The sequence below is a fragment of the Frankia sp. AgB32 genome, assembly GCF_023243045.1.
In the GTDB taxonomy this organism is placed as follows: domain Bacteria; phylum Actinomycetota; class Actinomycetes; order Frankiales; family Frankiaceae; genus Frankia.
Map to the genome: position 1 here is coordinate 1 of NZ_JALKFX010000117.1, position 26,564 is coordinate 26,564.

Annotated in this window: 22 protein-coding genes, 1 tRNA gene and 1 pseudogene; 21 read left to right on the top strand and 3 right to left on the bottom strand. The window is 70.3% G+C overall.

The window, feature by feature from the left end:
* Positions 1 to 107 (bottom strand): annotated as a pseudogene (locus MXD60_RS25050) (IS6 family transposase); the annotation flags it as partial.
* A gap of 312 nt (positions 108 to 419) precedes the next feature.
* On the opposite strand from MXD60_RS25050, the gene MXD60_RS25055 reads away from it, so the two are divergent.
* Positions 420 to 492: transfer RNA gene (locus MXD60_RS25055), tRNA-Thr, on the top strand.
* Positions 493 to 759: 267 nt separating this feature from the next.
* Here the strand turns inward: MXD60_RS25055 and MXD60_RS25060 are convergent.
* Positions 760 to 1,101 (bottom strand): hypothetical protein, encoded by a 342-nt coding sequence (locus MXD60_RS25060; protein WP_248821904.1) that lies wholly within the window; start codon positions 1,099 to 1,101, stop codon positions 760 to 762.
* 25 nt (positions 1,102 to 1,126) lie between these two features.
* Here MXD60_RS25060 and MXD60_RS25065 point away from each other — a divergent pair, with 25 nt between their 5' ends.
* Positions 1,127 to 1,456, top strand: a complete 330-nt coding sequence (locus MXD60_RS25065) for a hypothetical protein (protein WP_248821906.1) — start codon at positions 1,127 to 1,129, stop codon at positions 1,454 to 1,456.
* 57 nt (positions 1,457 to 1,513) lie between these two features.
* On the opposite strand, the gene MXD60_RS25070 is transcribed toward MXD60_RS25065, so the two are convergent.
* Entirely contained in the window at positions 1,514 to 2,845 is a 1,332-nt protein-coding gene (locus tag MXD60_RS25070) for a glycosyltransferase 87 family protein (RefSeq protein ID WP_248821908.1), read from the bottom strand.
* A 696-nt stretch (positions 2,846 to 3,541) separates the two neighbouring features.
* Here MXD60_RS25070 and MXD60_RS25075 point away from each other — a divergent pair.
* From MXD60_RS25075 to MXD60_RS25165, 19 genes are all read left to right on the top strand, one after another.
* Positions 3,542 to 4,453, top strand: coding sequence for an MTB12 C-terminal domain-containing protein (locus MXD60_RS25075; RefSeq protein WP_248821910.1), 912 nt, complete (start codon positions 3,542 to 3,544; stop codon positions 4,451 to 4,453).
* A gap of 138 nt (positions 4,454 to 4,591) precedes the next feature.
* Entirely contained in the window at positions 4,592 to 4,993 is a 402-nt protein-coding gene (locus tag MXD60_RS25080; RefSeq protein ID WP_248821912.1) for a hypothetical protein, read from the top strand.
* A gap of 35 nt (positions 4,994 to 5,028) precedes the next feature.
* On the top strand, positions 5,029 to 6,024 hold the full coding sequence (locus MXD60_RS25085; RefSeq protein ID WP_248821914.1) for an MDR family NADP-dependent oxidoreductase: 996 nt from the start codon (positions 5,029 to 5,031) through the stop codon (positions 6,022 to 6,024).
* On the top strand, positions 6,025 to 6,426 hold the full coding sequence (locus MXD60_RS25090; protein WP_248821916.1) for a MerR family transcriptional regulator: 402 nt from the start codon (positions 6,025 to 6,027) through the stop codon (positions 6,424 to 6,426).
* A gap of 86 nt (positions 6,427 to 6,512) precedes the next feature.
* Positions 6,513 to 7,040 carry a large conductance mechanosensitive channel protein MscL gene (mscL, locus tag MXD60_RS25095; RefSeq protein ID WP_248821918.1) on the top strand — a complete coding sequence of 176 codons (528 nt, stop codon included), beginning with the start codon at positions 6,513 to 6,515 and terminating at the stop codon, positions 7,038 to 7,040.
* Positions 7,041 to 7,653: 613 nt separating this feature from the next.
* Positions 7,654 to 10,980: a hypothetical protein gene (locus tag MXD60_RS25100; RefSeq protein WP_248821920.1), complete on the top strand. Its 3,327-nt coding sequence runs from the start codon at positions 7,654 to 7,656 to the stop codon at positions 10,978 to 10,980.
* 67 nt (positions 10,981 to 11,047) lie between these two features.
* Positions 11,048 to 13,834, top strand: coding sequence for a CHAT domain-containing protein (locus MXD60_RS25105; protein ID WP_248821922.1), 2,787 nt, complete (start codon positions 11,048 to 11,050; stop codon positions 13,832 to 13,834).
* 7 nt (positions 13,835 to 13,841) lie between these two features.
* The gene (locus MXD60_RS25110) at positions 13,842 to 14,762 is read left to right on the top strand and encodes a toll/interleukin-1 receptor domain-containing protein (RefSeq protein WP_248821924.1); all 921 of its coding nucleotides are present in this window, start codon (positions 13,842 to 13,844) and stop codon (positions 14,760 to 14,762) included.
* A gap of 146 nt (positions 14,763 to 14,908) precedes the next feature.
* Entirely contained in the window at positions 14,909 to 15,910 is a 1,002-nt protein-coding gene (locus MXD60_RS25115; protein WP_248821926.1) for a hypothetical protein, read from the top strand.
* Between the two features lie 392 nt (positions 15,911 to 16,302).
* The gene (locus MXD60_RS25120; RefSeq protein WP_248821944.1) at positions 16,303 to 16,704 is read left to right on the top strand and encodes a cupin domain-containing protein; all 402 of its coding nucleotides are present in this window, start codon (positions 16,303 to 16,305) and stop codon (positions 16,702 to 16,704) included.
* The gene (locus tag MXD60_RS25125) at positions 16,697 to 17,776 is read left to right on the top strand and encodes an ABC transporter permease (protein ID WP_248821928.1); all 1,080 of its coding nucleotides are present in this window, start codon (positions 16,697 to 16,699) and stop codon (positions 17,774 to 17,776) included. The genes MXD60_RS25120 and MXD60_RS25125 overlap by 8 nt, the downstream gene beginning before the upstream one ends.
* Positions 17,773 to 18,684, top strand: coding sequence for an ABC transporter permease (locus MXD60_RS29550; RefSeq protein WP_248821930.1), 912 nt, complete (start codon positions 17,773 to 17,775; stop codon positions 18,682 to 18,684). Before MXD60_RS25125 ends, MXD60_RS29550 begins: the two co-directional genes overlap by 4 nt.
* Entirely contained in the window at positions 18,678 to 19,499 is an 822-nt protein-coding gene (locus MXD60_RS25135; RefSeq protein WP_248821931.1) for an ABC transporter ATP-binding protein, read from the top strand. Before MXD60_RS29550 ends, MXD60_RS25135 begins: the two co-directional genes overlap by 7 nt.
* Positions 19,492 to 20,541, top strand: coding sequence for an oligopeptide/dipeptide ABC transporter ATP-binding protein (locus tag MXD60_RS25140; protein ID WP_248821934.1), 1,050 nt, complete (start codon positions 19,492 to 19,494; stop codon positions 20,539 to 20,541). The genes MXD60_RS25135 and MXD60_RS25140 overlap by 8 nt, the downstream gene beginning before the upstream one ends.
* 91 nt (positions 20,542 to 20,632) lie before the next feature.
* Positions 20,633 to 22,282 carry an ABC transporter substrate-binding protein gene (locus MXD60_RS25145; RefSeq protein ID WP_248821935.1) on the top strand — a complete coding sequence of 550 codons (1,650 nt, stop codon included), beginning with the start codon at positions 20,633 to 20,635 and terminating at the stop codon, positions 22,280 to 22,282.
* Positions 22,283 to 22,398: 116 nt separating this feature from the next.
* Positions 22,399 to 23,586: a ring-opening amidohydrolase gene (locus tag MXD60_RS25150; RefSeq protein ID WP_248821937.1), complete on the top strand. Its 1,188-nt coding sequence runs from the start codon at positions 22,399 to 22,401 to the stop codon at positions 23,584 to 23,586.
* Positions 23,583 to 24,620, top strand: coding sequence for a hypothetical protein (locus MXD60_RS25155; RefSeq protein ID WP_248821939.1), 1,038 nt, complete (start codon positions 23,583 to 23,585; stop codon positions 24,618 to 24,620). The genes MXD60_RS25150 and MXD60_RS25155 overlap by 4 nt, the downstream gene beginning before the upstream one ends.
* Positions 24,621 to 24,661: 41 nt before the next feature.
* A complete protein-coding gene (locus MXD60_RS25160) occupies positions 24,662 to 25,333 on the top strand; it encodes a GntR family transcriptional regulator (protein ID WP_248821941.1) in 672 nt (223 codons plus the stop codon).
* Positions 25,321 to 26,331 carry an ornithine cyclodeaminase family protein gene (locus tag MXD60_RS25165; RefSeq protein WP_248821943.1) on the top strand — a complete coding sequence of 337 codons (1,011 nt, stop codon included), beginning with the start codon at positions 25,321 to 25,323 and terminating at the stop codon, positions 26,329 to 26,331. Before MXD60_RS25160 ends, MXD60_RS25165 begins: the two co-directional genes overlap by 13 nt.
* The last annotated feature ends 233 nt before the right edge of the window (positions 26,332 to 26,564 follow it).

Sequence of the window (26,564 nt, forward strand, 5' to 3'; positions counted from 1 at the left end):
GCGAACCGTAAGTACCAGCGGACCGCCAGCACGATCACCTCGGGTGGGAGCCGGAACCCGGCGAACTCCGATGTCGGGGCCGGTGGATGGACACGACGTCGACGCATCGTTCGATCATGACTGATCGGCAGCCGCGTGATGGCGGACTTCGCCGATGCAACAGTGCCCGTGGGCACATCGTGGGCGCAGACGTCCACCAACCAGCCGAGCCAGGAGCCCCACCCCACAGGACAACTCCCCACGCGCCAGCGCCGACATCCCGTCGAACACGAGGCACTCGCGTCCCGGGCACAGCCGACCCCTCCATCGATCACCGCAGGTCCGCACGCCTCCGCACCATCCCCACGCCACCCCGCCCACCGAGCCGCACCCCCACCTCGACCAGGCAGCGCCCGTGATCAGGTATCGTCGGTACGCTGGCCGGTGTGGCGCAATTGGTAGCGCACTCGACTTGTAATCGAGCGGCTAGGGGTTCGAGTCCCCTCACCGGCTCTTCGATGTTTTACTGAACACACAAAAGACAAATATGCGCAGGAATATCAATCCCGGTTCCAGGTGGACCTAAATACTGGGTATGCCGAAATCTGGGAGTTCACCTTTGAATATCGCTTCCTACCGATCCAATCCTGTGGCCGCCGGAGGATCACCGAGCGGTAGTTGCCTGTCTGGCGATGCCTTGGGCGGCGTCGATCCGGGTCCGGTAGTGGTAGTGGCGTGTGCGGGCCTGGTGGCTGCGGCGCCGGTCCGACCATCAGGTGATCATGGTGGGTGGGAGAACGGCTTCGGTGTACGGCGCCGACCCCGATAGAGCTCCCGGTCGACCAGCGCCTGCCTCCTGCCGGAAACATAGGCGGCGAACATCTCGATCCTGGCGGAGTCGTCGCCGCGGGCGAGGGGACCCTGTTGCTGTCGGTGGCGCTGCCGGAACGGGGGGCCGCCTCCGGGCAGGCCGCGGATTCCCGCGGGCCTGACGATTGCGCCGCGATCGGGCGCGCTCTCGCGGGGCTGCACCAGGCGCGGGGCGAGACGTTCGGACTGCGGGAGTTCGACGGGTTCTTCGGGCCGCTGCGCCAGAGCAACCAGCCGGTCGGCTCCCGGCATTGGCCGACTTCTACGCCGAGCGGCGGTGCTGCCGCAGTTGCGGCACGCGGTCGACTCAGGTCAGCTGCCGGCCGAGCTGGCACGCGGCACGGAACGGGTGCTGGCGCGACTTCCTGCGCTGTGCGGGCCGGACCCCGCGCCGGCGCTGCCGCACGGCGACGCCCAGCCTCCACGGTCGGCCCGGAGCTGTTCCGCGCGTACGCGGAGATCGTCCCGGGTTGATGCGGGCTTCCCTGGCCGGCGCGAACTGTGGCGGCTGCGTGCCTACTTCGCCGTGATCGCGGTCGCCGGGTCGACGGTCTTCGGCCGCTCGTTCCTCTCTCGCCTCGCCGCCGCCGTACGGCAGTACACGTGATCCGTATGGCCGTGAAGGCCAGGTAGCCCCGGGACGTCGACAGGCCGGCGCCGGAGATCAGGAGGGCGGCCGCCGGCCACGCGGACTGGTTCGCCGACCGTCGGACGTGCTCGGGCCGATGGCCGCTTTGACGCCGATGGCCAGCAGGAACGCGGCGGCGGCGAGAAAGTAGGAGTTGCCGGCGACCAGTTGCCAGCCCGACCAGGTGTATTCCCGATTGCGGGTGTTCGGCACCCACCACACCGGCGAGACGAGTAACAGGACGGTTCCCACGGCTGCCGCGAGCAGGGCCCGGCGCGCCGGCGACGACGCGCTGGCAGGGCTCGGGGTGTGACCATCAATCCGGCCGGGGGCCGCCAGCCACGCCACTGCGGCGAGCGCCCACAGCCAGTGGTGGGTCCAGGAGACCGGCGACACGAGCAGTCCGGTGAGGCCGCAGACCGTCCAACCGAGCAGCGCGTCGCCACGGCGGGTCACCAGCGCCGCCAGTATCAGACCGGCCGCGGCGACGGCCAGGATCACCGCGCGGTACCAGCTCTCGTCGTAGATCGCATGCCCGGCGATCCGGGTGAGCACGCCGCACAGCGACTGGTTCGCGGCGTACGGCGTGCCGCCGATGTACGACGGATCAACGACCAGCTTCGTCCAGAAGAGGTGCGAGTCGGTCGCCGTGGGTAAGGCGGAAAGCGCTCCGCAGCCGAGGAAGGTGGCCGAGGCGACGGCGGCGGCCCGCCAGCGACCTACGAGCAGAAGATAGGGAAGGAAGATCATCGGGGTGAGCTTGATCGCTCCGGCGAGGCCGAGGAGCACGCCGGACGGCAGCCGGCCACTGCGGCCACGCAGGTCGAGCAGCACCATCAGGGCCAGCGGGAGGTTCACCTGGCCGAACCCGAAGTTCTGCCGAACGGGCTCGCAGGCCAGCACCACGGCGGCGGTCCCGACGAGCAGGCCGCCGGCGGCGAACGGCCGGCCCGCCGTGGCGGCCATGAGAGGTCGACCGGGCAGGCCGGCAGCATCGGCCAGCTCGCGGACGAAGAATGCCAGGCAGACGAACAACAGTCCGCCCCACAACGCCTGCGCCGTCCACTGCGGCAGCGCCGCGATCGGGGCGAACAGGAAAGCCGCGAACGGCGGGTAGGTGAACGGCAGGCCGGTCCGCGGCATCACCTCGCCGTAAAGGGGACGGCCGTGCAGCAGCGCGTCCCCACCCATTCGGTAAACGGCCAGGTCGATGCGGAGGCCGACGGCGCCCACCGCGCCGGCCGCGCATGCTCCCGTGACCAGCAGCGCGATCGTTCGACGACCGGTGAAGAGCGTGGCCGACGTCCGGTCGTCCGGGTGACCCGTGCCCGCGGACAGAGACTGGGTCTGGGTCTGGGTTACGGGCACGTCCGGCGGACAAGGGAACGGCAGTGTACCCGCCAAGGCCGAGGATTTCCGGTCGTTCGGAGGCGGAGCGTCGCCTACATTCATGGGGCTACACCCATCTTCACGGACCTCCCACGGGGGCATTCGTCGGATGGCGCGGTTAGCGTTGCCACCGGGCCGCCCACGGACGATGCGCCTGCGGCACCGCCTGTCGCGTGCGCGCTGCCGGAGGATCGGTTCTCGGGTCTTCCGAGATAAAAGGCCAGGCTGGCGGTCTGGTAGTGGTGGTCTGGCAGTCAGGTCGTCGGCCCGGACCGTTGGACCGGGTGCTGAGATGTCGCGCGGCGCACCCTATCTCGTTTTGCGACCGAGCTGCTGGTAACACGGAACGGTTCGGTCGGTTGCTAATCTGTTGCGTATTGGCGTCGCGCGTTGGGAAAGGTTTGGTTGAACGCGTCAACCTGAATGTGCTGCCCCCGCTCTATAGCATGTGGAAACAGTCGGACGGCGGCTGGATCATCCCGGTGCGTGAGCCGCGATGGTCACCCGCAAGAACAGGAGGCGTTCATGGTGGAGCACCTGGATGGCACATCCCCTATCCGGTCAGGGCCGGCCGGGCCGCTGAATGACGACGTGAATCAGGGGGCTGACCAGGGAGAATCGGGTGGCCGTCGGCGGCGTTCCGCCGCGCGGCGACTATCGGCTGCCCTGGGCAGGGTGGGCGGTCTCGCTCTGGTCGGCCTGGTGACGGTGGCCATTGCTGGTCCGGCTGCGGCGGCTGGTCCGGCTGCGGCGGCTGGTCCGGGGGCAGGTGGTGGCGGCGGGAAGCCGGCGCCGAGCGTCGACGGGGTGTCGGTCGGCTGGCTGCCCGGCGGCGTCACCCTCACCGAGGTGGAGCAGACCTCCCGGATCGGACAGCCGGTCATCGTCGGCACCTTCCAGGGCGGTGACACCACCGTCCGGCTGACCGTCCAGCGGAGCACTCCCGACGCGACACTCCAGGATGTGGCGGACGCCTACGCGCAGTCCTATCCCGCTTCCCAGCTCGGCCGCATCGCCCTGCGGGGCACCGAGGCCGTCACGTTGGGCGCTGACAACATGGGGCTCCGCGAGCTGACCTGGGTCGAGGGTGACCCGGCGGTCGTGCTGACGGTGGCCGGTGTCAAGGGCGGAACCGGAAGCGTCCCGGCAACCCCGCTGCGGCAGGCCGACCTGCTGCGCGTCGCCACGTCGCTCACCGTCGGCCCGGAGCCGAGGCCGACGGCCTGGCAGACGGTGTCGCAGCCACTGATCCGGGCCGCCTTCGTGGGCGGTCTGAACACCACCAGCGCTCCGCCGCAGGTGCCGCTGGCCCACGTGGAGAACGGCCGGAGCCTCGTCAGCCTGCTGACGAAGTTCCGCGCCGACTATCCGAGTCTGACCGCGAGGATCACCGTCAACCAGGTCTATGTCTGGGCGAATGGCCGCGCCTCGGTCTCGTTCACCATCGCCTACACCTATCAGGGTCAGCCCGGATCCATCGGTACCACCGGCCAGGCGGTCTTCACCCAGGGCGGGTGGAAGGTCTCGGAGGAGACCTACCGCAGCACGCTGGAGCTGGCCGGCGCACTCGGAGTGGGCTCCGCCTAGTCCGCTGGCGGTCAGCACAGTCAGCCGACAACCGGCTCAGCGCGCCTCATGAGGCGGCGGTTCGCGTCGCGGCGGGCCGCCGCCTCGTCGTGTACACAGGGGATACGGGCAGCGCGGGCCCATCGATTGGGGCACTCGATGGACGTGAAATCCCACGACACGTTCGAGGATTTCGTCACCGCCTCGGCCGACCGGCTCATGCGGACGGCCAATCTGCTGACCGGTGGCCGGCACGCGGCCGACGACGGTCTGGCCTATGTCCAGAACGGTCAGGTGTATCGCACCATCACGCAGCGGTTTGTCGCGCGCTATCCAGGCGTCATCGGAAATCTTGGAGTGAATATCAAGAAAATCACCCTGCTGGGCAGTGACAGTGCCAGTGTCGACATGGTCATCACTCATCACGACCCCACCTTCGGGGCCCGCTGGGGTCATACGATCCCGGAGTCCGGAAATGCCGTCCGGGTCGGGGTCGCTGGCTGGTCAGTGGCACCACCTACGGCTTCCTGGTCGGCACCTCCTGACCGGCGGCCGGCTTGACCCTGACGTGCGGGTCAGGGGCTACGGTCCCGCCCATGTCACGTTCACGCGAGGTGCGTCTCGCCACCGTGCCCGTCGGCCTGCCACAGCCGGCGGACTTCGAGGTCGTCGAGGTGCCGATACCCACTCCCGGTGCGGGGGAGGCCCTTGTCCGCAACCGGTACTTCCACGTGTTCGCCGCGCTCCGAACGCTGCTCGGTGGGGGCGTCGAGGGCGCGCCGTTCCCGCCGATCCATCCCGGTGACGCGCTGTTCGGCGCGGCCATCGGGGAGGTCGTCTCGGCGCCCGCCGGGGCTGGCCTGCGGTCGGGCGAGCTGGTCTCGCACTGGCTGGGCTGGCGTGAGTACGCCGTCGTTCCGGTCGCGCAGTGCCAGCCGCTGGGCGACGTCCTGCCGGATCCGCGCGCGCATCTGACGCAGGGCCGGACGGCCTACTCGGCGCTTCTGCAGAGCGAACTGAAGGCGGGCGAGACGGTCTTCGTGTCCGGGGGAGCGGGCGCGGTCGGTTCGTTGGTCGGGCAGATCGCCCGTCTGCTCGGGGCTGGCCGGGTCATCGGCAGCACGGGATCCCCGGCGAAGGCACGCCGGCTGGTCGGCGAGCTCGGCTACGACGCCGCCGTCCTGCGCGGCGGCGAACCGCTTCCCGAGCAGCTCGCCAGGGTCGCCCCGGACGGCATCGACGTCATGGTCGACAACGTCGGCGGCGAGCAGCTCCGCGCGGCCCTCGCGGTGGCCCGTTCGGGAGCTCGTTTCGTCCTGGTGGGTGCGTTGGACGGCCAGCTGGCTCCGGACGGGTCGGGCACCATTGCACCTGTCGAGCTGGACACGTACCAGGTGATCCTGCGACATGTCACTCTCAGTGGTCTCGACAACACTGCGGTCACGGACTGGATCGACAGGTTCGGCGGCTGGCTCCGCCAGGGCGAGATCACCCTTCCCCAGGTCCGCGTCGCGGGAATCGAGAACGCGGCGCGTGCATTGTCGGAGACCATTGAGGGACGGCACCTCGGAACGGTCATCGTGGAGTTGTAGATGAAGATCGGCGAAGCCGCCGCGGCAGCGGCCACCACCCCACGGGCCCTGCGTTTCTACGAGCAGCGCGGGCTGTTGGCGCCGCCGCGGCGCACCGTGTCCGGTCAGCGGGAGTACGACACGGCCGACGTCAACCGGATACGGATCATCCGGGAGCTGCTCGCGCTCGGCCTGACCGTCGAGGACGTCGGCGCCTGCGCGGACCGCCTGCACCTCCTGGAAGGTGACACCCTGCCGCGCTACGGCGACCCCCGCGGGGTGTGCAGCTCGACGAGCGGCGTCGTCGAACGCCGCCTCGACGCCCTGGACGCCGAGATCGCCCGCCTGACAGGACTCCGCGACGAGCTGGCAGCCCGCTCCGCGGTCAGGTCTCGCGAAGGAACGGATCTGGTGAGCGGTTAGGCGCCGCGGTTGAATAAATCGCTCTGCTCTGGACATGACCGCGCTCAGCGCCGCCTGGGGCGCTTGGCGACCTCGAGGAGGGTCCGGTGCTCGGCTGGAGAAGACTTGTCACCCGCAGTCGTGACGTCGTCGAACCGACGACCAAGCTGATCCGGCCCGGCCTCACGGGCTTCAAGCAGTTCCTGATGCGGGGCAACATCGTGGACCTCGCGGTCGCAGTCGTGATCGGCACGGCCTTCACCGCGGTCGTCAACGCGCTGGTGGCCAACATCCTGACCCCGCTGATCGCCGCGATCGGTGGTAAGCCGGACTTCGCCGGCCTCATGTTCACGATCAACGGCAGCCAGTTCAGGTACGGCCTGTTCCTGAACGCCCTTGTCACGTTCCTCATCGTCGCGACAGCGGTCTATTTCGTGATCGTGCTACCGATCGCGAAGGCCAACGAGCTGCGCCGCCGCGGACATCCGGAACCGGAGACCGCCCCGGCCATCAGCGACGAGGCCCGCCTGCTGGAGGAGATCCGCGACCTGCTCGCCGGCGACACCCGCCGCCTCACCCCGGACAACCAGATGGTCGAACCGCGATCGCCGGAAGCTGACCGGCCGACGACCTGACGACTGTTTCCCGCTGGGGCCGGACGTGCGCGACGAGGTCGCGATCGCGATCGCGTTCCGCCCCAGCCTGCCGCGGTGGGAGAACTCGCCATTGGCACTATTCTGCTAAATGGTGACAGGAGTGGCAGTCGGTCCGGCGCGGGTCCGGCCGGCCCGCCGTTCGGAAGGCAGTGTCCGGACCGGTCATCGCGGGACCTTGATTCCCACGGGAACGTGGCTGGCAAGGGTGTCCCGGTCAACACGGCAGTGAAAGTGGTTACACTCCGAACCCGTATTTTGGCGACGTGAACTCCACGCGTACGGACTATTCTCGCGGTGCCCGGCTCCGGTGACTGTGTGCTTCGTATCTGGGCACGGATTCGGCCCGGTCGACTGTCGAATAGTGGCACCGTGCCCCGACTGCCGACCTTGCCGGAAATCTGGTGGCCGGGCGCGCAGGCTCGGGTGCCTGTCGGCGAGCAGATCGGCAGGGCCGGGAAACCAACCGGGAACAGGTGCGGGGGTCGGTGTGCGGATATGTGGCCTGGGCCGGAAAATCCGGCCGGGTGCTGTGGGTGCGTTCCCGGCTGAGGGCCGGCCTGGCCGAACGGGTGGGGCGGCCTGGCCGAGGTTGGTGGCGGCTCTCGGCTGCGTCGTCGCGCTGACCCTGCCACTGGCGGCCTGCAGTCACCACGCGACGCCGCCCGCGGCGGCTGCGGTGCCGGCGAACTACGACGTCTCCTACGCCGGTGCGGCCGACCGGCTCGACGGGCTCGACCGCGCCGACTCCGACGAGCAGCTGCGGGACTGGGCGCTGACCGGACTGGCCGCACATCTGAACCTGGACACGGCGACGTTCGTCCACACGGCCTACGACACGCTGCCGGTCCGGGATCCCGGCCTGGCGGACCTCGCCCGCACGCGGATCGGCCCGGGCCGGTTGCTGACCGATGGCCAGGGAATCGTGCACGTCCTGGTGCCGACGGATGATCCACATGAGGCGCGCACCGTCGGCCTGCTGCTCGACCAGTACCGCACGGACCACGGTGCGGACCCGGCCCGGGTAGCGGTCGACCGCTACCGGCTGCGACCGGAGCTGGACGCGATCGAGATGACCGACGGCCCGCCGCGCCCGACGGACGACGTGCGATCCACCTATGGCTATCGCACTGTTCGCGTCGACAGCCCGGGCGCACTGGCCGACTTCCTCACCGCGACCCAGGACCTCTCCCAGCTCACCCGGCGGGGCTCGCAGGTCTGGGCGAGCGGCTGGCACTGGCCGGACCTGCCGCAGGCGCCGGTGATGGCGGCGGACGTCGCCGTGCTGCAGCGGGCCTACCCGGTCACCGGTGGGAATCAGCCGCCCGGCTTCTCGCTGGACCCGCCACAGTCCCTGCCGAAATCGGACCCCCAGGACCTCGACGCGCTGCACGCGGCGATCCCCGACCTGAACCGCGATCTCGCCGCGAAAATCATCGACGATCCGGCCACGCGGCAGCGCATCAACGGTGAGCTCGACGCGGCGCTCTTTCAGGGCACGCGCTCGAGCGCGGACCTGACGAGCGAAGGCCTGCCGAGCGACCGAACCCAGCTGTGGTCGGTGCAGCAGCTGGTCGAGGGAAAGCCCGTCTACAGCCAGGCGCGCTATGACGGTGGACTCGCGGGCACGGACGTCGGGATGACGCTGTTCTACACCGACTACGTCGCCAAGAACTGGGTGGTCGGCACCGGCAGCGGCGTACCATCCGCGGCGGTCGGCGGGTTCGTTCCGGACAACCAGGCGTCGATTCCGTGGAGTGAGTGCGAGCCGACGACGGCCTCGGCCGCGGAGAGCGGTCGGCTGTGGTTCGGGCAGAACGACGCGGCCTTCGCCGGCTCCGGCGACCGGATCGATCTCGGTGCCCAGGCCACCAGGCTGTTCGCGCGCTCCGACGGTGAGAACGGCAGCGAGGTCGAGCCGAGTTACGCCTTCGGTCGCGGCCTGCGCTTCTGGGACCAGCACTACCAGGCGATCGCGGACTACGAGCCGCAGTACGCCCGGCTCGAACAGATCATGCGGTGGAGTGGCGCGCTGGAATGGCTGCGCAACCGGGGTGGCTCGCTGCCCGCCCTGCCCGCCGACCAGACCCGCTCGGCCAGCCCGACCTTCCCGGACTGGTACCGAACGCACAGCGAGCTGCGCGAGCGGGCACCGATCCCGTTCCTCACCCCGGGGTCGACCGGCGGGGCGCAGGCCCTGGTCCCGACCCCGACGAAGACCTACAGCTCCTGCAACCAGGTGTGGATCCAAGGCGGCGTCTCGCTCGGCGACCTCGACGAGCGCATCGGCAGCGCGAACTACCATGCTGATCTGCCGGCGCCGCTGCGCCGCGCCGGACTGCGCGATCCGGGTTCGAAGGTCGACTCGGACGGCAACGGCCACATCACCGACGTCAGCGTCGGTACCCAGCAGCGCGACGGCCGCACGGTCGAGGTCAGCGAGAAGATCACCCGCACGTTCACCACGCATGGTGACCAGACCGAGATCCGGACGGACGCCTCGCCCCGCAAGGTCATCCCGTTCGGCGGGGTGCGGATCTGGCGTTCCGGTACTGCGGACCGGACGCTGGCCAGCACCGTGACCGCCGGCGGCGGGCGGGTCTCCCAGCGCGTCGCCTACCAGGGCCACGATCTTGGCACGCTCGACGCCCGGTCCACCGCCGACGTCGTGTCCATCCAGTGGCAGCCGGGCGTGGTCGACATGGCCCGCCGGGTGCTGCAGTCGGTGCAGGACCGCTGGAACGCGAAGTCCGGGCCGGCGCCGCCCAACCCCGGGCCCGACGCCACGTTGACCACCTTTCGGGATTCCGCCGGCACACTGTTCGCCAAGGTGGGCGGCCCGGGCGAGCCCTGGCTGACCTTCGGCGCCGGCACCCGCCCGCCGGGCGCGGACATGGCGTTCCGCATCGGCGGGCCCAGCTCCACGACCCGCGGCGACGTGACCTACCCGGAGACGGCGTTCGCCGAGGCGACCCTCACCGGACCCCCGAAGCCACCCGGCGGCGATGACGGCTGGTGGGGCACGAAGCCCGCCTCGGACAGCGACGGCGCCTCGTCCACCTTCGGCCCCGCGCCGCCGAAGCAGGACCGGACCATCACGGTGACCGGGCCGGACGGTCACACCACCAAGGTCGTCCTGGTCGACACCGGGTCGGGCCGCGACGAGGCGTGGGTGCCGGCCGACGACAGGACCTTCGGGCCCGACGGCAGTGTCGAGGGCGCGGCGCTGCTGGCCCACCTCGGCCTGGCCATCCACGCGATGGCCGAGGCGGCGGCGGCGCACGACGGCCTCTGGCGCGGGGTCGTGCTGCCGGACGGCCAGGTCGCCCTCGTCGACGAGCACGAGATTCGGCTGCTTGGCGCCGACGATCCCCGGGCCGCCCGGGTGCGCCGTGCCGTCGCGGCCGACCCACGGCACGGAACCCCGACTCTGCGGCTGGACGGCGACACCCTCGTCCAGGTCGACACCGGTCCGCTGGCGGTGCTCGCCGGCTCGGGCCGCCGCGGCATCACCCTCGGCGAGGCGCTCGCCGACCCGGAGGGGCCGGTCGTCTACCTCAACGAGGCCCTGCGCTCGTCGGTCACCGTGCGGGACGGCCTGTTCATCGCCGACAGCCAGCCGCAGGAGCTGCGAGTGCAGGTGAACACGGCGGTCGCGACGACGACCGTGATTGCCACAGCCGCCCATGCCGCCCATGCCGCCCACCCCGACGTCCTGCTGCATCACGGCGCCGAGTGGACGCGGACCGTCGTCACGCCGCGCACCGCGCAGCAGACGCCGACGCCGACCGCCCCGCCCGGGCCGGTCCCGACGCTCGGACCGACCCCGGCGATCACCGGATCGGCCGCTCGGCCCGGTGGCACGGTGCTGCTGGTCTGCCCGGCCACCGGCCCGCACGCTGGCGACTGCGACCCGACGTGAACCGGTTGAGCCGCCGTGAGCCGGTGGCCCTGCGGAGCACGGGTGGGCCTCCCGAGCATGACCGTCGATGACCGCCGAGCTGAGGATCTCGCCGCAGACACCGCTCGGCCGGGCGGTCGAAGCCGGCGCCGCCGCCCTGCGCCGGGGTAACGCGACCCAGATCGACGCCGCCTACCTGGCGGCTGTCGACCTGGCAGCGGCGCCCGGTGCGGACGTCGCCGCCGTCGGCGAGGTCGACCTGTGGGCGCTGCTCGCCGCCGATCATCTCGCCGCGCTGCGGCAGGCCGGCGCGCTCGCCCGGGGCCTGCGGCACGCCGGGCACTACCTCACCCAGGCCGGCGCCACCGGCGCCGACCCCCGCCAGCTGCTGCTGGAACGGGCACAGTTGCGCGGCGCGGCCGGTGACCTGCGCGGGGCTGGTGCCGACGCGGCGGCCGTGCGCACGTCGCCGGCCGGGTGCCGTGGGCCGCTGTCCGCGGCGGCCCACGGCCGGCTGCTGCGGCTGGAGGCGCTGGCCGCAGCGGACGCCGGCGACCGCGCCACCGCCGTCCGCCTGCTCGCCGAAGCCGAACGGGCCCTGCTCGCGGCCGGCGATCCCACCATCTCGATCATCGAGCGGGACCGGGCGCTGCTCGCGGTGCGCGCCGGAGTCGAGACGCGGATCGCGGACGTCCTCGCCGGCCCGCGCCCGGACACCGTCGCCGGCCAGTTCCGGCTGGCGCTCGCCCTGCGCCGCCAGTTGCGCTACGAGGCCGCCGCCAGGGTGATGCTGGACCTCACCACCAACCCGGACCTCGACGAGGCGCTGCGGCTGCCGGCGCTCGTCGAACTCGCCACCCTGCTGTTCGCGGTGCGCTGGGACAAGGCCGCCCAGGCGCTGCGCCCCGAGCTGGACAAGGCGGCGGCCCGGTGGTCGGATCCGGCCGAGGCGGCCCGGTGGATCGCGCGTGCGTACGCGAGCGCCCCCGAGGACCTCGCACCCGCGGGCCGACCGGCCGGAACGGTCACCGGGCCGCAGCCAGCCGTCATGGCGGCGTTCGACCACGCGGTACGGCACGTCCAGGCACTGATCGCCGAGCAGCGCCTGGACGTGGCCGAGGCCGAGCTCGCCCGCCTGGGTGGGCCGCCCGCCCCAGCCGACCCGCCTGGCGGGTCCGGCGCCGAGGCGCTGCGGGCGGCCGCGGAGCGGGACCTCGCCCTGTGGCACCTGACCGCCGGCGAGCTGCAGCTGGCCAGGTGCCAGCAGAACCGGCAGCCGCAGCATGCCCGCGCCGCCGCCGAGGAGTTCGGGCAGGCGGTGCGGCACGCGCAGCGGCCCTGGCTCGCCGGGGTCAGGGCCCGCGCGCTGCGGCTGCTGGGCGAGGCGCGGCACAGGTTGGCCGAGCATGACGAGGCGGTCCGCTGCTGGGCGGATGCCCACGACCTCGAGGAACAGATCGCCGGCCGGCAGATCAGCGACACGGTGCGGATCGGCATGCTGCAGTCCGTGGCCGACGAGCACGACGAACGCATCCGTCTCGCCGCCGAGCGGGCCACCCGGCGCGGCGGGCCGGGCGAGCCGGGGGTCGCTGCGGTGGCCTCGCTCGTCGTCGCCATGGAGGCCGCGCGTGGCGCCGCGATCCTCGGCCGGATCCTGCCTGCCGAGGACGGCCGGCTGCGCCAGCTCCCCACCCCCGACGACGACGCGGCCGCCTGGACCTGGCTCCGGGCGACCGCGAACCAGCTGCCCCGCGACCAGGCGGTCTGGCTGACGCATGCCACGCCCTTCCGGCTGCACCACGCCGTGCTCGGCCGGGACCAGCTGTTCCACGTCGGCGTCGACTGCCGACGCGACGAGCTGGCCGAGGCCGTCGACGAGCTGGCCGGCTGCTGGAGCGAGGAGATGCTGGAATCGCCGGTCGGACGGGACGCGTTCGACGCCGCCGCCACGCGGATCGCCGAGCTGATCGGCCTCGCCGACGTCCTGCGGCAGCTGCCGCCGCGCCTGCGCCGGCTCGCGCTCGTCCCCGGCGGCATCCTCGCCGACGTTCCCTTCGCGGCACTGCCCACGTCCGGCTGGTCCCGGCCCGTCGACGCCCGCCCCGGCCCGACGCTCCCGCTGGGGCTGCGGGTCGCGCTCTCCGAGCTGCCCTGCCTGTCCGCGCGCCGACCGCTCGCCCGGCGTTCGCAGGCGGTGCGCGGCGAGCGGCACCTGCTGGTCAGCCCGCCGGCCGAGGGGATCACACCGGCCCGCGGGCGTCCCGGCGGCGTACTCGGGGGCGACCAGGCGACGCCGGACCGGCTGCGCGCGGCACTCGGCGAGCGCCGACACCGACAGGTCCGCCTCGACTGCCACGGCGGGTACGACCCGCAGCACGCCTGGCTACAACTGGCCCCCGCCGGCCCGGCCGGCCGGTTGCTGCCCGAGCAGTTGCAGGCGATGGATCTCGGCGGCTGCGGGACGCTGATGCTCGGCGCCTGCGAGTCCGGCATGGCCACCCGGATCGGCCGGGACGAACGGACCGGCTTCGTGCGGGCCGGCCTGCACGCCGGTGCCGCCGCGGTGGTGGCCGCCCGGTGGGTGGCGGCCGACCCGGTCGCTGCCGCGGTACTCGACCGCTTCCGCCACCACCTGCGCCACCTGCCCCGCGACCTCGCGCTGCACCAGGCCCAGCGGGAGATCCACACCGGTGCGCCGGCGGACGCGGTGCGCCGCGGGTGGGACGAGGTGGCCGCGCCCGATCATCCCGCCCGCTGGGCGTGCTGGACCCTGTACGGCGACGCCGGCTGGCAGACGGCTGCCGGCCCTGTCCGGCGCCGGCTCCGCCGTGCCACGAGCGGCGCCGGTCTCGGTGCCCGAAGCGAACGGGGATGATGATCGGATGCCGGACGCGTCCGCCAGGGAACCACTGGTGTACCTCAGCTGTGTCGCCGCGGATCAGGACGTCGGCGACTACCTGGCGACACAGCTTCGGCGACAGGGCATCGACGCCCGGCAGAACCAGCAGGTCCCGCCCGGGGCCAACTGGGTGCTGTGGATCGACGATGCGCTGAGCCGGTTTGACTGCTATGCGCTGCTGTGGTCTGCGGCAGCGGCCCTCGATTCCGGCGTGGCTCGGGCCGAGTGGACCGCGGCGCTGGCCCGCGAGCTGGCGGAGCGCACACTGTCGCTGCTCGTCGTCCGGCTCGACGACAGCCCGCCGCCGCCGCTGCTGGCGTCCTACCGGAGTCTGGACGCGACCCACGGTCGCTGGGATGACGTGGCCCGCGAGCTGGCCGCCATCGGGCGGGGCAGCTGGTCGCCGCCTGCCGCGGCCGTCCCGCCGCCCCGCCGGACCGACACCGCGATGACGACCGGCCTCGGCGGCATGGGTGCCGCCGGCGGCACCGGGCTGCCCACGGCGACCCGCACCATCCGAGTGCGCAACCGCGCCCTGAGATTCGCGATCGTGCTCGCCGTGCCCCCGGTGCTGACCGTCTGGCAGCTTGTTCGGTGCGTGCGCACCGAACTCTCGCTGCCCGACGAGCAGATCGGGCCCGATGGCCATTTCGGTTTCCGCTTCCACTACCGGTTGAGCGTCGACGGCAAACCCCTGCCGGACGAGCCCGACACGCTGGCGCAACTGCCCGACGACGCGCTCGTCGACCTCGAGGTCGTAGCGGAGCCGTTCGGCCCCGATGGCGAGCTGAAAGGCACCACCACCTACCGGCTGGAGTCCGTCACCGGCCAGGCACGCGAGATGCCGTCGGCGCTGATGCGCACCCTGGTCCGCGACGCCTTCCGCCATGTCTCCCCACCCTGAAGCAGCTGCCCGGACCCGCGCGGCACTCGTAGGAGGGCGGGAGACGCGCTCTCGGCGAACCGGATAGGCGGCGCTGCGCGGGTACCCTCCGCGTCGGCGATCAGATCACCATTGGAGCGTTCACAGGTGGCCTGCGGGGGATGGAAATGAGTTCAGCGGGGGAAAGGGAGGCGGCGGACTGGCGAGCAGTCAACCGGCGCGAGCTACGCCGTGCGCGGCGGGAGCTGCTGTGGCAGCGAATCGTACTCTCCATCGTTGCTGTTGAGCTCCTTGAGCGTGTGCTGTACCCACCCATGGCCGTACTCACAGTGAACCAGTGCATGTGCACTATCGGCCTGGTGTCAGGGTTCGCCCTGCACTGCCGCCGTGCGATACGGAAGTACGAGGCTCTCGAGAGACCCACCATTGTCCCGGCCGAGGTCGCGCGGTCTGTCGATGACGTCCGCCGGCTGGCCGGCGCCATCAGGGACACCCGGGACCCGGTCCTCTACCTGCGTCCCTTTCGCGCCGACAGCACCCGCCGAGCTCTGGATCTCGTCCGGGCCAAGGACGGGGACTGGCGCGGGAGAGCTGTACCGGTCACCCACGAGGAGCAGATCTTCCTCGCGTTCTCCCTCGTGGGGCCGGTCATAGGACCTGGCGACCCGAACGACCACAGCTATTACTTCGGCGCCCACCGCATCCACGTGGCGGGATCGGTCTGGCAGGAGGCGGTCGCTGATCTGATGAAATCCGCCCAGCTCGTCGTCCTGGCGCCGGCGCCAGGCTCCAACGAGGACGCCGGACTCCGGTGGGAGATCGTGTGTTCCCGACAGATTGTCGATCCTGGGCGCCTCGTTGTGGTGCTCATGGAGGACGGCGGTTACGAGAACTTCCGGCTCCACGCGGCCACCGTCTTTCCGACGCTTCCCGAAACCGCCCCCGCCGCGCCGGCGATTATCTCCTTCGACCAGCAATGGTTGCCCACCGTACGCGCCTGCCCGCCGCGGATCACGAAGGGGCCGGTCGAGAACGGTTTCGTACGCGCGCTCACACCGACGTTCGTTCGGACTGGATCCCCATGGCGCCGACGTCGGTGGAAACGACGCAGGGATGCGTTGCTCGGTCGGTCTGATCTGGCTTGGAAACACCCACCGTCACGTGGGTAGCGCTGGGGCGGCTCCACTGACCTGATCGTGGGCATGAGGCCGGCGGCCCTCTGAACGTGCTCACGATCTGCGCTCCGGCGCCGGCTCGAGTGGCTGGCTCGGTGGCGGCGTGGGCCTCCGGGAGTCGGTCACGCCACGAAACGACGGGACACATGTCTTTAACCGGATCGGCTCGCAGCGGCAACGCCTGCCCGCCATGGTGTATACACCTCCCCCGGAACGGAGCCCGTCGTGGAGAAGATCTCCCTGGTAGAACGCGCGGCGTCCATCGAACCCTCGCTCTCAGGTATACACGTGGCCTTGGCGCCTCTCGGTAGTCCGACTACCGAGAGTGGCGTGTTCGCATGATGCCCGCGCCGACGTTGCGCCATCTGGCCGATCTCGACCCAAAGATGATCTCTGTGGGTGACCCGCTCAAGCTCGCGTTGGCGGCTGGCCCGGCCGATGGTTCGCCGACGAGCGTGTTCTTCGAGATCTGGGAGCCTGGCGGCGGTCAGCCGGCGAACTCGCACGCCGACTCGACCGAGATCTTCGTGTTTCTCTCGGGCGTCGGTCGGGCCTACAGCGACGAGCACGTCGTGGACGTCGGTCCGGGAGACGTGCTGATCCTGCCACCTGGTTCGGTGCACCGGATCGTGAACACCTCGCCGTCGCAACGGCTGTACAGCGTGACGATCATGGCTGTGGACGCGGGTGCATTGCCGGGCGGATTCGCCGCGTTGGTCAGTGACGGCACCAGCGCGGGCTTCGACGAGGTTGACCTGGCCACGCTGACGCGGGCGCGTCATGACTAGCGACGCCTTGGTGTCGCTGCCTGTCCGCGGCGCCGGCATGGCCACCCGACGCGGTGGTGGGCTTCGGTCGCGGCGGATCCTCGGCAAGCTCGCCGGCGCCGTGATCGTCGTGTGGGGGGTGGTGACGCTCACCTTCCTGATGTCGCGGGTCGTGGCGCCCGATCCGACGACGCTGCTGGTGCCGCCGCAGGCGACACAGGCTCATCGGGCAGCTGTCCGCCATGAGCTCGGGCTGGATAGCTCGCTCGTGGTGCAGTACGGCCATTTCCTCAGGAATCTCGCGCACGGCGATCTCGGCGAGTCGTTCAGCACCGGGCTTCCCGTGACGAAGGACCTTTCGCAGCGGCTTCCCGCCACGATCGAACTTGGCCTGCTCGCGCTCGTCGTCGGCACGCTCGTCGGCGTGCTGGTCGGGGTGTTCGCGGCGATACACGCGGACTCGGTTATCGATCACGGCTTGCGAGCCGTCGTCGTCACCGGCCTCGCGATGCCACAGTTCTGGCTCGGACTGAGCCTGCTGTCCGTCTTCTTCGTCCAGCTCGGCGTGCTGCCGGCCCCGATCGGTCGGCTTCCGGTCGGGGTGGACCCGCCGCCGACGATCACGCACCTCTACCTGGTGGATGCACTGCTCACCGGCCAGTGGTCGGTGTTCGTCGACAGCCTGCGCCAGTTGATCCTGCCTGCGGCCACCATCGGGGCTGGCGTCTTCTCGCCGATCGCTCGGGTGACCAGAACCGCGATGGTCGAGGCGCTGTCGAGTGACTACGTCCGCACGGCCCGGTCGCTGGGCTTCTCACCGGCGCGCGTCCATTTCATCTTCGCCCTGCGGAACGCGTTGTTGCCGATCATCACGATGACCGCCAACGCGGTCGCGTTCGCGCTGTCCGGGGCCGTGCTCGTGGAAGGCGTCTTCGGGTGGCCCGGAATCGGTCAGTACGCACTCACCGCGATCCAGCAGTCGGACTTTCCCGGGTTGCAGGGCTTCGTCCTGTACGTCGCGGTGCTCTACGTCCTGATCTATGTCGTCGTCGACATCCTGTACACCTTCGCGGACCCGAGGTTGCGCCGGTGACAGCCACCCCACTGACCAAGGAGACGGCCGACGCGAACGCCACGGCGATCGCCGACGCAGCAGTCGCATCACCGGCGTCCCCGCGCCGAGGACGTGTTCGCTGGCGTGGCCTTCCCCGCTCGCTGCAGGCCGGTGTCGTCCTGTCCGGGGTGCTGGTCACCGTGTCGGTCGCGGCCCGGATCCGGACCCCGCACTCACCGACTCGAACGGGGGTCGGGCCGCCGTTCGAATCACCGAGCTCGACCTTCCTGTTCGGTACGGACCAGGTCGGCAGCGACGTGTTCTCCCGGACGTTCACCGCCGGGCTCACCGACATCGGCATCACGCTGATCGGCGTCGCCGTCGCCTTCGTCGTCGGGACGAGTCTCGGGGCGATCGCCGGTTTCGTCGGCGGGATCGTCGACGCGATCGCGATGCGGGTGAGCGAGATCCTGCAGTCCTTTCCGGCGCTGCTGCTCGCGATGCTCATGGCGAGCGTGCTGGGCGGCGGCCTGCTGAACGTCGTCATCGTCGTCGCCGTGCTCGGAATACCCGGCTATCTGCGGCTGGCCCGCGCGGAGATCATGTCGAAGAAGGAGCTGGAGTTCTCCGACGCGGCGCGGCTGATGGGTAATCGACCGGGTGGTGTCCTGTTCCGCCACCTGCTGCCGAACAGCCTCGCGCCGGTGATCTCCTTCACCGCGATCAACGCGTCCTGGGTCGCGATCCTGGTGTCCAGCCTGGGTTTCGTCGGCGTGGGCATCGAGCCGGGCACGCCGGAGTGGGGATCGATGGTCGCCTCGGGCCGTAACCAGATAAATGCCTGGTGGGTGAGCTTCTTCCCGGGCATCGCGATCCTGCTGCTCGCGCTGGCCCTCTTCCTGCTGGGCGACGGCGTGTCCGACCTGAAGGCGCGGCGGAAATGGTGACGCCGCAGGCAACGACCGAGCCGGACCCGATCCTTGTCGTCGACGGACTGACCGGGGGCTTCGGGCGTACCGGCGAGTCCCCGCAGGTGCTCCGCGACGTCAGCTTCCAGATTCCGCGAGGTCGGCTCTCGGCGATCGTCGGCGAGACCGGCAGCGGGAAGTCGATCACCGCGCTCTCGGTGATCGGGCTGGCGCCGGCGGGTTTCACGCGGACGCGTGGCTCGATCGGTTTCGAGGGACGGGACCTGGCGGGCCTTGACGACCGGCAGTATCAGGCGATCCGCGGCTCGCGGATCGCGATGGTCTTCCAGGACGCGCGAGCGTCGCTGAACCCGACGTTCTCGATCGGCTACCAGCTCGCCGCGACCATCCGACGCCACACCGGGGTGAGTCGAAGCGCGGCGAGGGCGGCGGCGGAGGAGGCGCTGGTCGGCGTCCGCATCCCCGACGTCAAGCGGCGGATGAAGCAGTACCCGCACCAGTTCTCCGGTGGGATGGCACAACGCGTCGCCCTGGCGCTCGCGCTGAGCTGCCGGCCGAACCTCCTGCTCCTCGACGAGCCGACCACCGGCCTCGACGCGACCATCCAGGCCGACGTGATGGACCTGATCGTCGAGCTCAGCGAGCGGGACGGCCTGTCGGTATGCCTGATCACCCACGATCTCGGCGTCGTCGGGCAGCACTGTGACCACGTCGTCGTGATGAGGTCCGGTCGGGTCGTGGAACGCGCGGACGCGCGCGATCTGTTCGAGTCGCCCCGTCACCCGTACACGCGCCAGCTCCTCGCGGCCAGCGAGCTGGGCGGTCATGCCTAGCCCCGGCGCCGGCAGCGCCGGTCAGGTCGAGGGCGCGGCGAACAGCGGGCCGATCCTGCGGGTCGATGGCGTGACGATGCGTTTCAAGGTCGCCGGAAATCGGCAGCTGACCGCCGTCGACAACGTCGTCCTGGAGGTGCACGCCGGCGAGAGCGTCGCGCTCGTCGGCGAGAGCGGGTCGGGGAAGTCGACCCTCGCGCGCTGCCTCGTCTCGTTGCTCGAACCGACCGCGGGCGTCGTGTCCCTCGACGGGCGGCAGGTGTCCGGACTGCGTGGCGCCGCACGCCGCCGCGTCTACCAGGACATCCAGCTGGTGTTCCAGGACACCAACGGCTCGCTGAACCCGCGCTGGACGGTCCGTTCGATCCTCGACGAACCGCTGCGCGCGTACTCCGACCGCGATCCGGGGCAGCGGGACACGCGTGTCCGCGAACTCATGCGGCAGGTCGAGCTGGACGAGTCACTGCTCACCCGCCGTCCCGCCGAGCTCAGCGGCGGCCAGCGGCAACGCGTGGGCCTTGCCCGTGCCCTCGCCGTCGAGCCGAAGGTCCTGGTCCTCGACGAGCCGACGGCGTCGCTCGACCTCTCGACCCGCGGGCAGGTCCTGGACCTGATCGGGCGGATCCAGCGGGAGACCGGGCTCGCCTGCGTGCTGATCTCCCACGACCTGCCGGTGGTACGCCATATCGCCGACCGGGTCTTCGTCATGTACCTCGGCACCATCGTCGAGTCCGGGCCGACCGAGGAGGTCTTTCGGCGGCCCGTCCACCCCTATACCCGCGCCCTCGTCGCGGCGGCGCCGGTCGCCCGGTACCGCGCACCCCGGGACGACTACCGGCTACGCGGCGAGATCCCGTCGGCGATGGATCTTCCCTCGGGCTGCCTGCTCGCGGGGCGATGCCCCTCGGCGATCCCCTCGTGTTTCGAGGTGCGCCCGCACCTTGTCCACATCGGGGCGATCGGCAGCGGCCGAATGGCCGCCTGCCCGGTCTCCGCGGCGGCGATCGCCAGCGCACCGGTCCCCAGCGCACCCGCCCGCTGATCGTCCCCCACCGGCAGCGCCGCCGCCACCACCAGCACCAACAGCAGTAGTGCCGACACGCGCACGAAAAACACCGAATGGGAGCATTGCCATGCCTATCGCCAGCAGATGCCGCCGCAGATTCTCGGCGGCCGTCGTCACCGCCACCGCGGTGGCGGTCACGGCCGCCGCGTGCAGTTCCTCCGGGACCACCGCGTCAAGCAACGGCCCCGGCGCGGACACCGTCGTTGTGGCCTGGCCGAGCGACGTGACCTCGGTGGACGTCGCCAACCAGATCGTCGACCAGGACAAAGAGCTGGCGATGAACACCTACCAGACACTGGTCGGCTACCACTTCGCGAAGAACGCCGCAGGGGTGAACACCTGGCAGGGAACGACGTCGGATCCGCAGCTGGCCGAGTCCTGGACTTTCAGCGGCCCGTCGATCACGTTCCATCTTCGTCGGGGCATCAAATTCTACCCCAGCGGCAATCCAATGACGGCCGATGACGTCAAGTTCAGCCTTGACCGAGCCTTGGAACACAACGGCTCAATCGAGATGAACAACAGCGGCATCTTCGACGCCAAGCAGATCGTCGTCGTCGATCCGAACACGGTCCGGATCGACTACACCGACTCGGCCGGCACGCCGGTGACCGCGGGCACGATCAACCTCGCCACGCTGCGTATGCCCTTCTACGGGATCGAGGACAAGAAGGAAGTCCTCGCGCACGCCACGTCGGCGGACCCGGAAGGCACCAAGTGGATCGAGACCCACGTCGCCGGCACCGGGCCCTACTACCTCGCCAACCGCACCCCAGGTCAGCAGATCGAGCTGAAGGCGGTCCCCGGCCTGTGGAGCGGGGAGCCCGAGTTCAAGAACGTCACGATCCGCGTCATCAACAACAGCAACGTCCCGTCGCTGCTCACGGGCGGAGCAGTGAACGTCGCGCTGTACGGCATCTCGCCGAAGGACGCCCAGGACCTCGCCGCGAACTTCACGGTGAGTCACGCGGGCACGCCTGACTTCCAGTACATCCAGATGGCCGAAGACGTGGGTCCGCTGAAGGACAAGCTGGTGCGGCAGGCGATCGCCAACGCAGTCCCGTACGACAAGATCCTCAGTGACGTCTACTACGGAAAGGTCGGACGTTCCTACTCCTACGTCAACCCGCAGGCCGCCGGGTACACGAAGGCCTGGGAGCACTACGGGTCGATGGACACCGCGAAGGCGCTGATGCGCCAGGCCGGCTCGCCGACGTTCACCGTTCCGCTGCGCTACAGCAGCCAGGACTCGACGTTCGAGAGCATCGCCCGGCTGCTCAAGGACTCGCTGGGTCAGCTGGGAATCACCGTCCAGCTCACCCCGATGACCTCATCCGCACTGTTCCAGTACATCCAGGACCGGGCGTCCGGCACGGTCGGCACCGACAACGACGGGATCGTCCTGACCAACCTGTCGGTCTACCTGGACGACCCCAAGGGGCCGGTGAACTTCTGGACCGGCACCAAGGGCGGCCTGAACTTCCAGCGATTCTCGAACCCGACCGTCGACGCCGCCCTGAAGGACAACGCGCTGGCCCCGCCCGGCCCGAAGCGTGACGCCGCCTTCGCGGCGGTCCAGACCCTCGTCGCGGACGACGCGTCCTACGTGCCGATCGTGCAGACCGGTCGGACCGTCGTCACCGCGAAGTCCGTCACCAACGTGACCTTCCAGCCCGAGATCGGACTGCGCTACTGGATGTTCACGCACTCCGGCTGACCGGCTGACCGGCCGACCGGTGGAGTCCCGCGCGCGGGCGCGGCGCGGGACTCCACCCACAGCGGTGTTGATCACCGGCGCTGCTGACCAGAGAACCTTCTGACCAGAGGACATCTGTGACGTCGAAGTGCGAAGTCGTAGTCCTGAGGATGCTCGACCCGAGCATCGACGTCCCCGAACTCGAACGGGCACTGGCACGATCCGCCGTCGGTCCAGGCGAGCTGATCGCGATCGTCGGCAAGACCGGCGGGCGAGGATCCGGCGACGACCCGCTACGCGCCGGCGTCGAGCGCCAGCTGCGCTCCACGCTCGCCGCGCACCTCGCCCTCCGCGTCGACGACGTCGAAAAACAGATCCCGATCATGCTCTCGGGTGGCTCGTACGGACCGTTGACGCCGAACATCGCACTGTTCATCAAGAAACCCGTCACCACGACGCCCGACGTCGCCGCGGTCGAACCCGGCGTCGAAGGCAAGAGCCTCGTGGCCGGCTGGGCACGGACCCCGCCGCTCGCCCCGGAGGACCTCGGACGACCCGCCCAGGTCGACGCCGTCGCGACCGCCGTCGAGGCAGCGTTGCTCGATGCCGGCAGCCCCGACCCGAGCGACGTCCACGCAGTGCTGGTCAAGGGCCCAGCGATGACCGAAGCCAGAATCCGCGACGCGCACGCCCGCAGCCGATCGGTGATCACCGACGATCCGGACATCGACCTCACGGCCAGCACCATGTACACCAACGACGCCTCCGCGCTGGGCGTCGCCGTGGCGCTCGGCGAGGTCGATCGTGCCGAGGCGATGAGCGAGCGGGTGATCCGGCACCGCTGGGATCTGTTCTCCGCCGTGGCGCTCGCGTCCTCGGCGGGCGAGAAGACCGGTGCCGACGTGCTGGTGTTGGGCAACGCCCTCGACGCCGCGAGCGACCTGGTCGTCGGCCACGATGAACTCAGGTCGCCGATCGATGTCGAGGGCATCCATCGCGCGCTGCGCCGCGCCGGTCTGGAGTTCGACGCCGCGCCGTCGGCCGCCCAGCGCGGCGACATCGTGCACGTCCTGATCAAGATGGTCCTGCCGGCGGACAGCGTCGTCCTGGGCGAGACGACCGCGCTCGCGGACGCCGACGACCCGCCGGCTGTCGCCAAGACCATGGCCGCGACCCTCGCGGCGAGCGTGACCGGCCACACCCGCAACTATGTCTCCGGCGGGGAACTCGACTCGCATCAGGGCGCACCCGGAGCCAGCCCCGTGGTAGCGATCGTGCGACGCACGACCGCCGCCGGCTCCCAGCACCCAGGGAGACGACGATGAGTCCGGAGTCGGCACTGCGCTCGATGCCCGATCTGGCGAGTCGGGCCGTCGGTGGCTCCGTGCGCTACGTCAGCGATGACTTCTTCGGCGACGGCCTCGCCCTGATCGACCCGCTCCCGGCCCGTCACGACCCGGCGGCGTTCGGCCGACGTGGCAAAATCTACGACGGCTGGGAGACGAGGCGACGCCGCGCCCCCGGCGCCGAGTTCGCGATCATCAGATTGGCGGCGCCCGCGATCGTGCGCGGAACCGACATCAACACCGCATACTTCCGCGGCAACTACCCGCCAAAAGCCTCCGTCGAGGCGACCACCCTGCTGGGCTATCCCGACACGGACGACCTGCTCGCCGCCGTCTGGACACCCCTCATCACCAGTACCGCGCTCACCGGCGACGCACCGAACGTCGTTCTCGTCGACGGGCCTGCCGACCAGCTCGTGACACACCTGCGGCTGACCATCGATCCCGACGGCGGCGTCGCGCGCTTTCGTGCCTACGGACAGGTCGTGGCGGACCCGCGCCTGCTCAGTGGCCACGTCGACCTCGCCGCCACGCTGGCAGGAGGCCGAATCGTGGCCTGCAGTGACGCCTTCTTCGGGTCACCGAACAACGCGCTCGCCCCCGGGCGCGCGGCGGTGATGTCGGACGGGTGGGAAACCGCGCGCCGGCGCGACACCGACAACGACTGGCTGGTCGTCGAACTGGCCGCGCCTGGCGTCCTGCGCGACGTGGTCATCGACACCTCGACGTTCATCGGCGGCGCGCCCGGCTGGGCCGCCCTGTCGGACGACGACACCGGGGAACCGCTCGTCGAGCGCGCGGCACTGCTGCCCGACACCGCGCACCGATTCCGGATCCGATCCCGCTCGCAGGTGTCCCGCGTCCGCCTCGACGTCTATCCCGACGGCGGGATCGCACGACTGCGCGTCCACGGGTCGGTCTCGGCGAACGCCCACGAGACGATCGCACACCGCTGGCTGCGACTGCTTCCCCCGGACCAGGCACAGCGAGTCGACACCACCGAGTTCTTCTAGACCGCCGTCTTCTTCCCGTGACCGAGAAAGGAGATCCAGTTGTGACGAAGTCCGACCAGCCGCTGTCCGTCAAGCTCTACGCGACGCTACGGAGATCGATCATTCTCGGCGAGTACCCCCAGGGCAGCCCCCTTTACGAGCAGCACCTCGCCGAACAGCTGAACGTGTCCCGCGTGCCCATCCGCGAGGCCATGCCGCTGCTCGCCAACGACGGATTCATCGAGACAAGCCCACACCGCTCAGCCGTCGTCACGACCTGGACCCGACAAAGCATCAGCGACGTGTTCGACGCGCGGCTCGGCCTTGAGGTCGTCGCCGCCGGCGCCGCCGCCCGACGAGTCCGAGCCGGCGGGACTCTCGACGAGCTCGAAGCCGCCGTCGCCGAGGCACAACGGCAACTGCAGACCCTCAAACCCACCGACGCGCTGCGCCAGGCAGAACTCAACGGAGCGATCCACGTCGCGCTCGTCGCCGCGGCCCACAACGCGCTGATCACATCGCTGATGCGCGCGGTCGCCGGACGCATCGTCTGGCTGTTCTACCTGACATCGGGACGTGACCTCATGGTCCAAGGCCAAGAACACGAAATGATCCTTGAGGCGGTTCGTTCCGGCAACGACCGGCTCGCCGAGGCACTCACCATCGCCCACATCGAAGAAGGACGCGCCCCGACCCTGACCGCACTCACATCGACGAGCGCATGGCAACACTGATCCTGACCGCCGCCGACAGCGCCGGCCTGCTCGACCACCCCTCGCTGATCTACGCGCTCCGTCGCGCCTACATCGCGCTCGACCAGGGCGACGCCACCCAGCCCGTACCCGACCCGATGCGCGCGGCGAACGACAACAGCGCCGACGGGCCGGCCTACATCCCGATGGCCTCCTACGCGCCCTACCTCAGGCTCTACGCCGTCAAAATGCTCGCCGACCTGCCCCTGAACCGCAACCACGGCATCGCCGCCCAACGATCGACGATCTCGCTCTACTCCACCGACTCCGCGGAATGCCTCGCCCTCATCGACGGAAAAATGATCACCAGGATGAGGACCGCGGCGACGACCGTCCTCGCCACCGAAACACTCGCCCGCAAAGAATCGACCGTCCTCGGACTGATCGGAGCGGGCGCACTCGCCGCCGAGCACGTCCTCGCCCACCACACGGCCCTCGACATCGAAAAGGTGGTCGTCTGGTCGCGTTCCCATGGCTCGCGCGAACGACTGCGCACAGACGTCGCCTCGCTCGACCTGAAGGTCGAGCATGCCGACGAGATTTCCGCCGTATTCGCCCAGGCCGACATCGTCTGCACGCTCACCCCGTCCACCAGCCCCATCGTGCTGGCCCGCCACATCCGCCCCGGCATCCACCTCAACGCGGTCGGATCGCCGCCACGACCGGTATTCAGCGAACTGGACCCCCACACACTGGCCGCCGCCGACCTGGTCACCGTCGACCACCTACCACTCGCCCTGCGGGAATCGGGAAACATCCGGCACGCCATAGACGCCGGCACCCTGAACCCCGCCGATCTGGTCGCTCTCGGCGCCGTACTCACCGGCTCCGCGCCCGGCCGCGCCGCCGCCGACCAGGTCACGATCTTCAACTCGGTGGGCTTCGGCCTCCAGGACCTCGTGGCCGCCGACCTGCTGTACCGACGCGCACTCACGCTCGGCATCGGAGCCCAGATCGACCTACGAGAACCGGCACACTAAACGGCGATCACGGACCGCAGAACCTCGCAGCTGTTCGACCAGCCCAGTGCCGGTCATAGCCCAATGGTGCTTAGTTAAGCTGCACGGGCGAGGATGATCTTCGGTGGTTGGTCGTGTTTGGTGCCGGTGTCTGTGGGCTTTTTGACGCGGTAGGCGGTGTCCATTCACGGGTGACGGTTCCAGTAGCCCAGTGTTGATGTTGGTTTAGGTGGCGGGGGCGGGTGTCCTGGGTA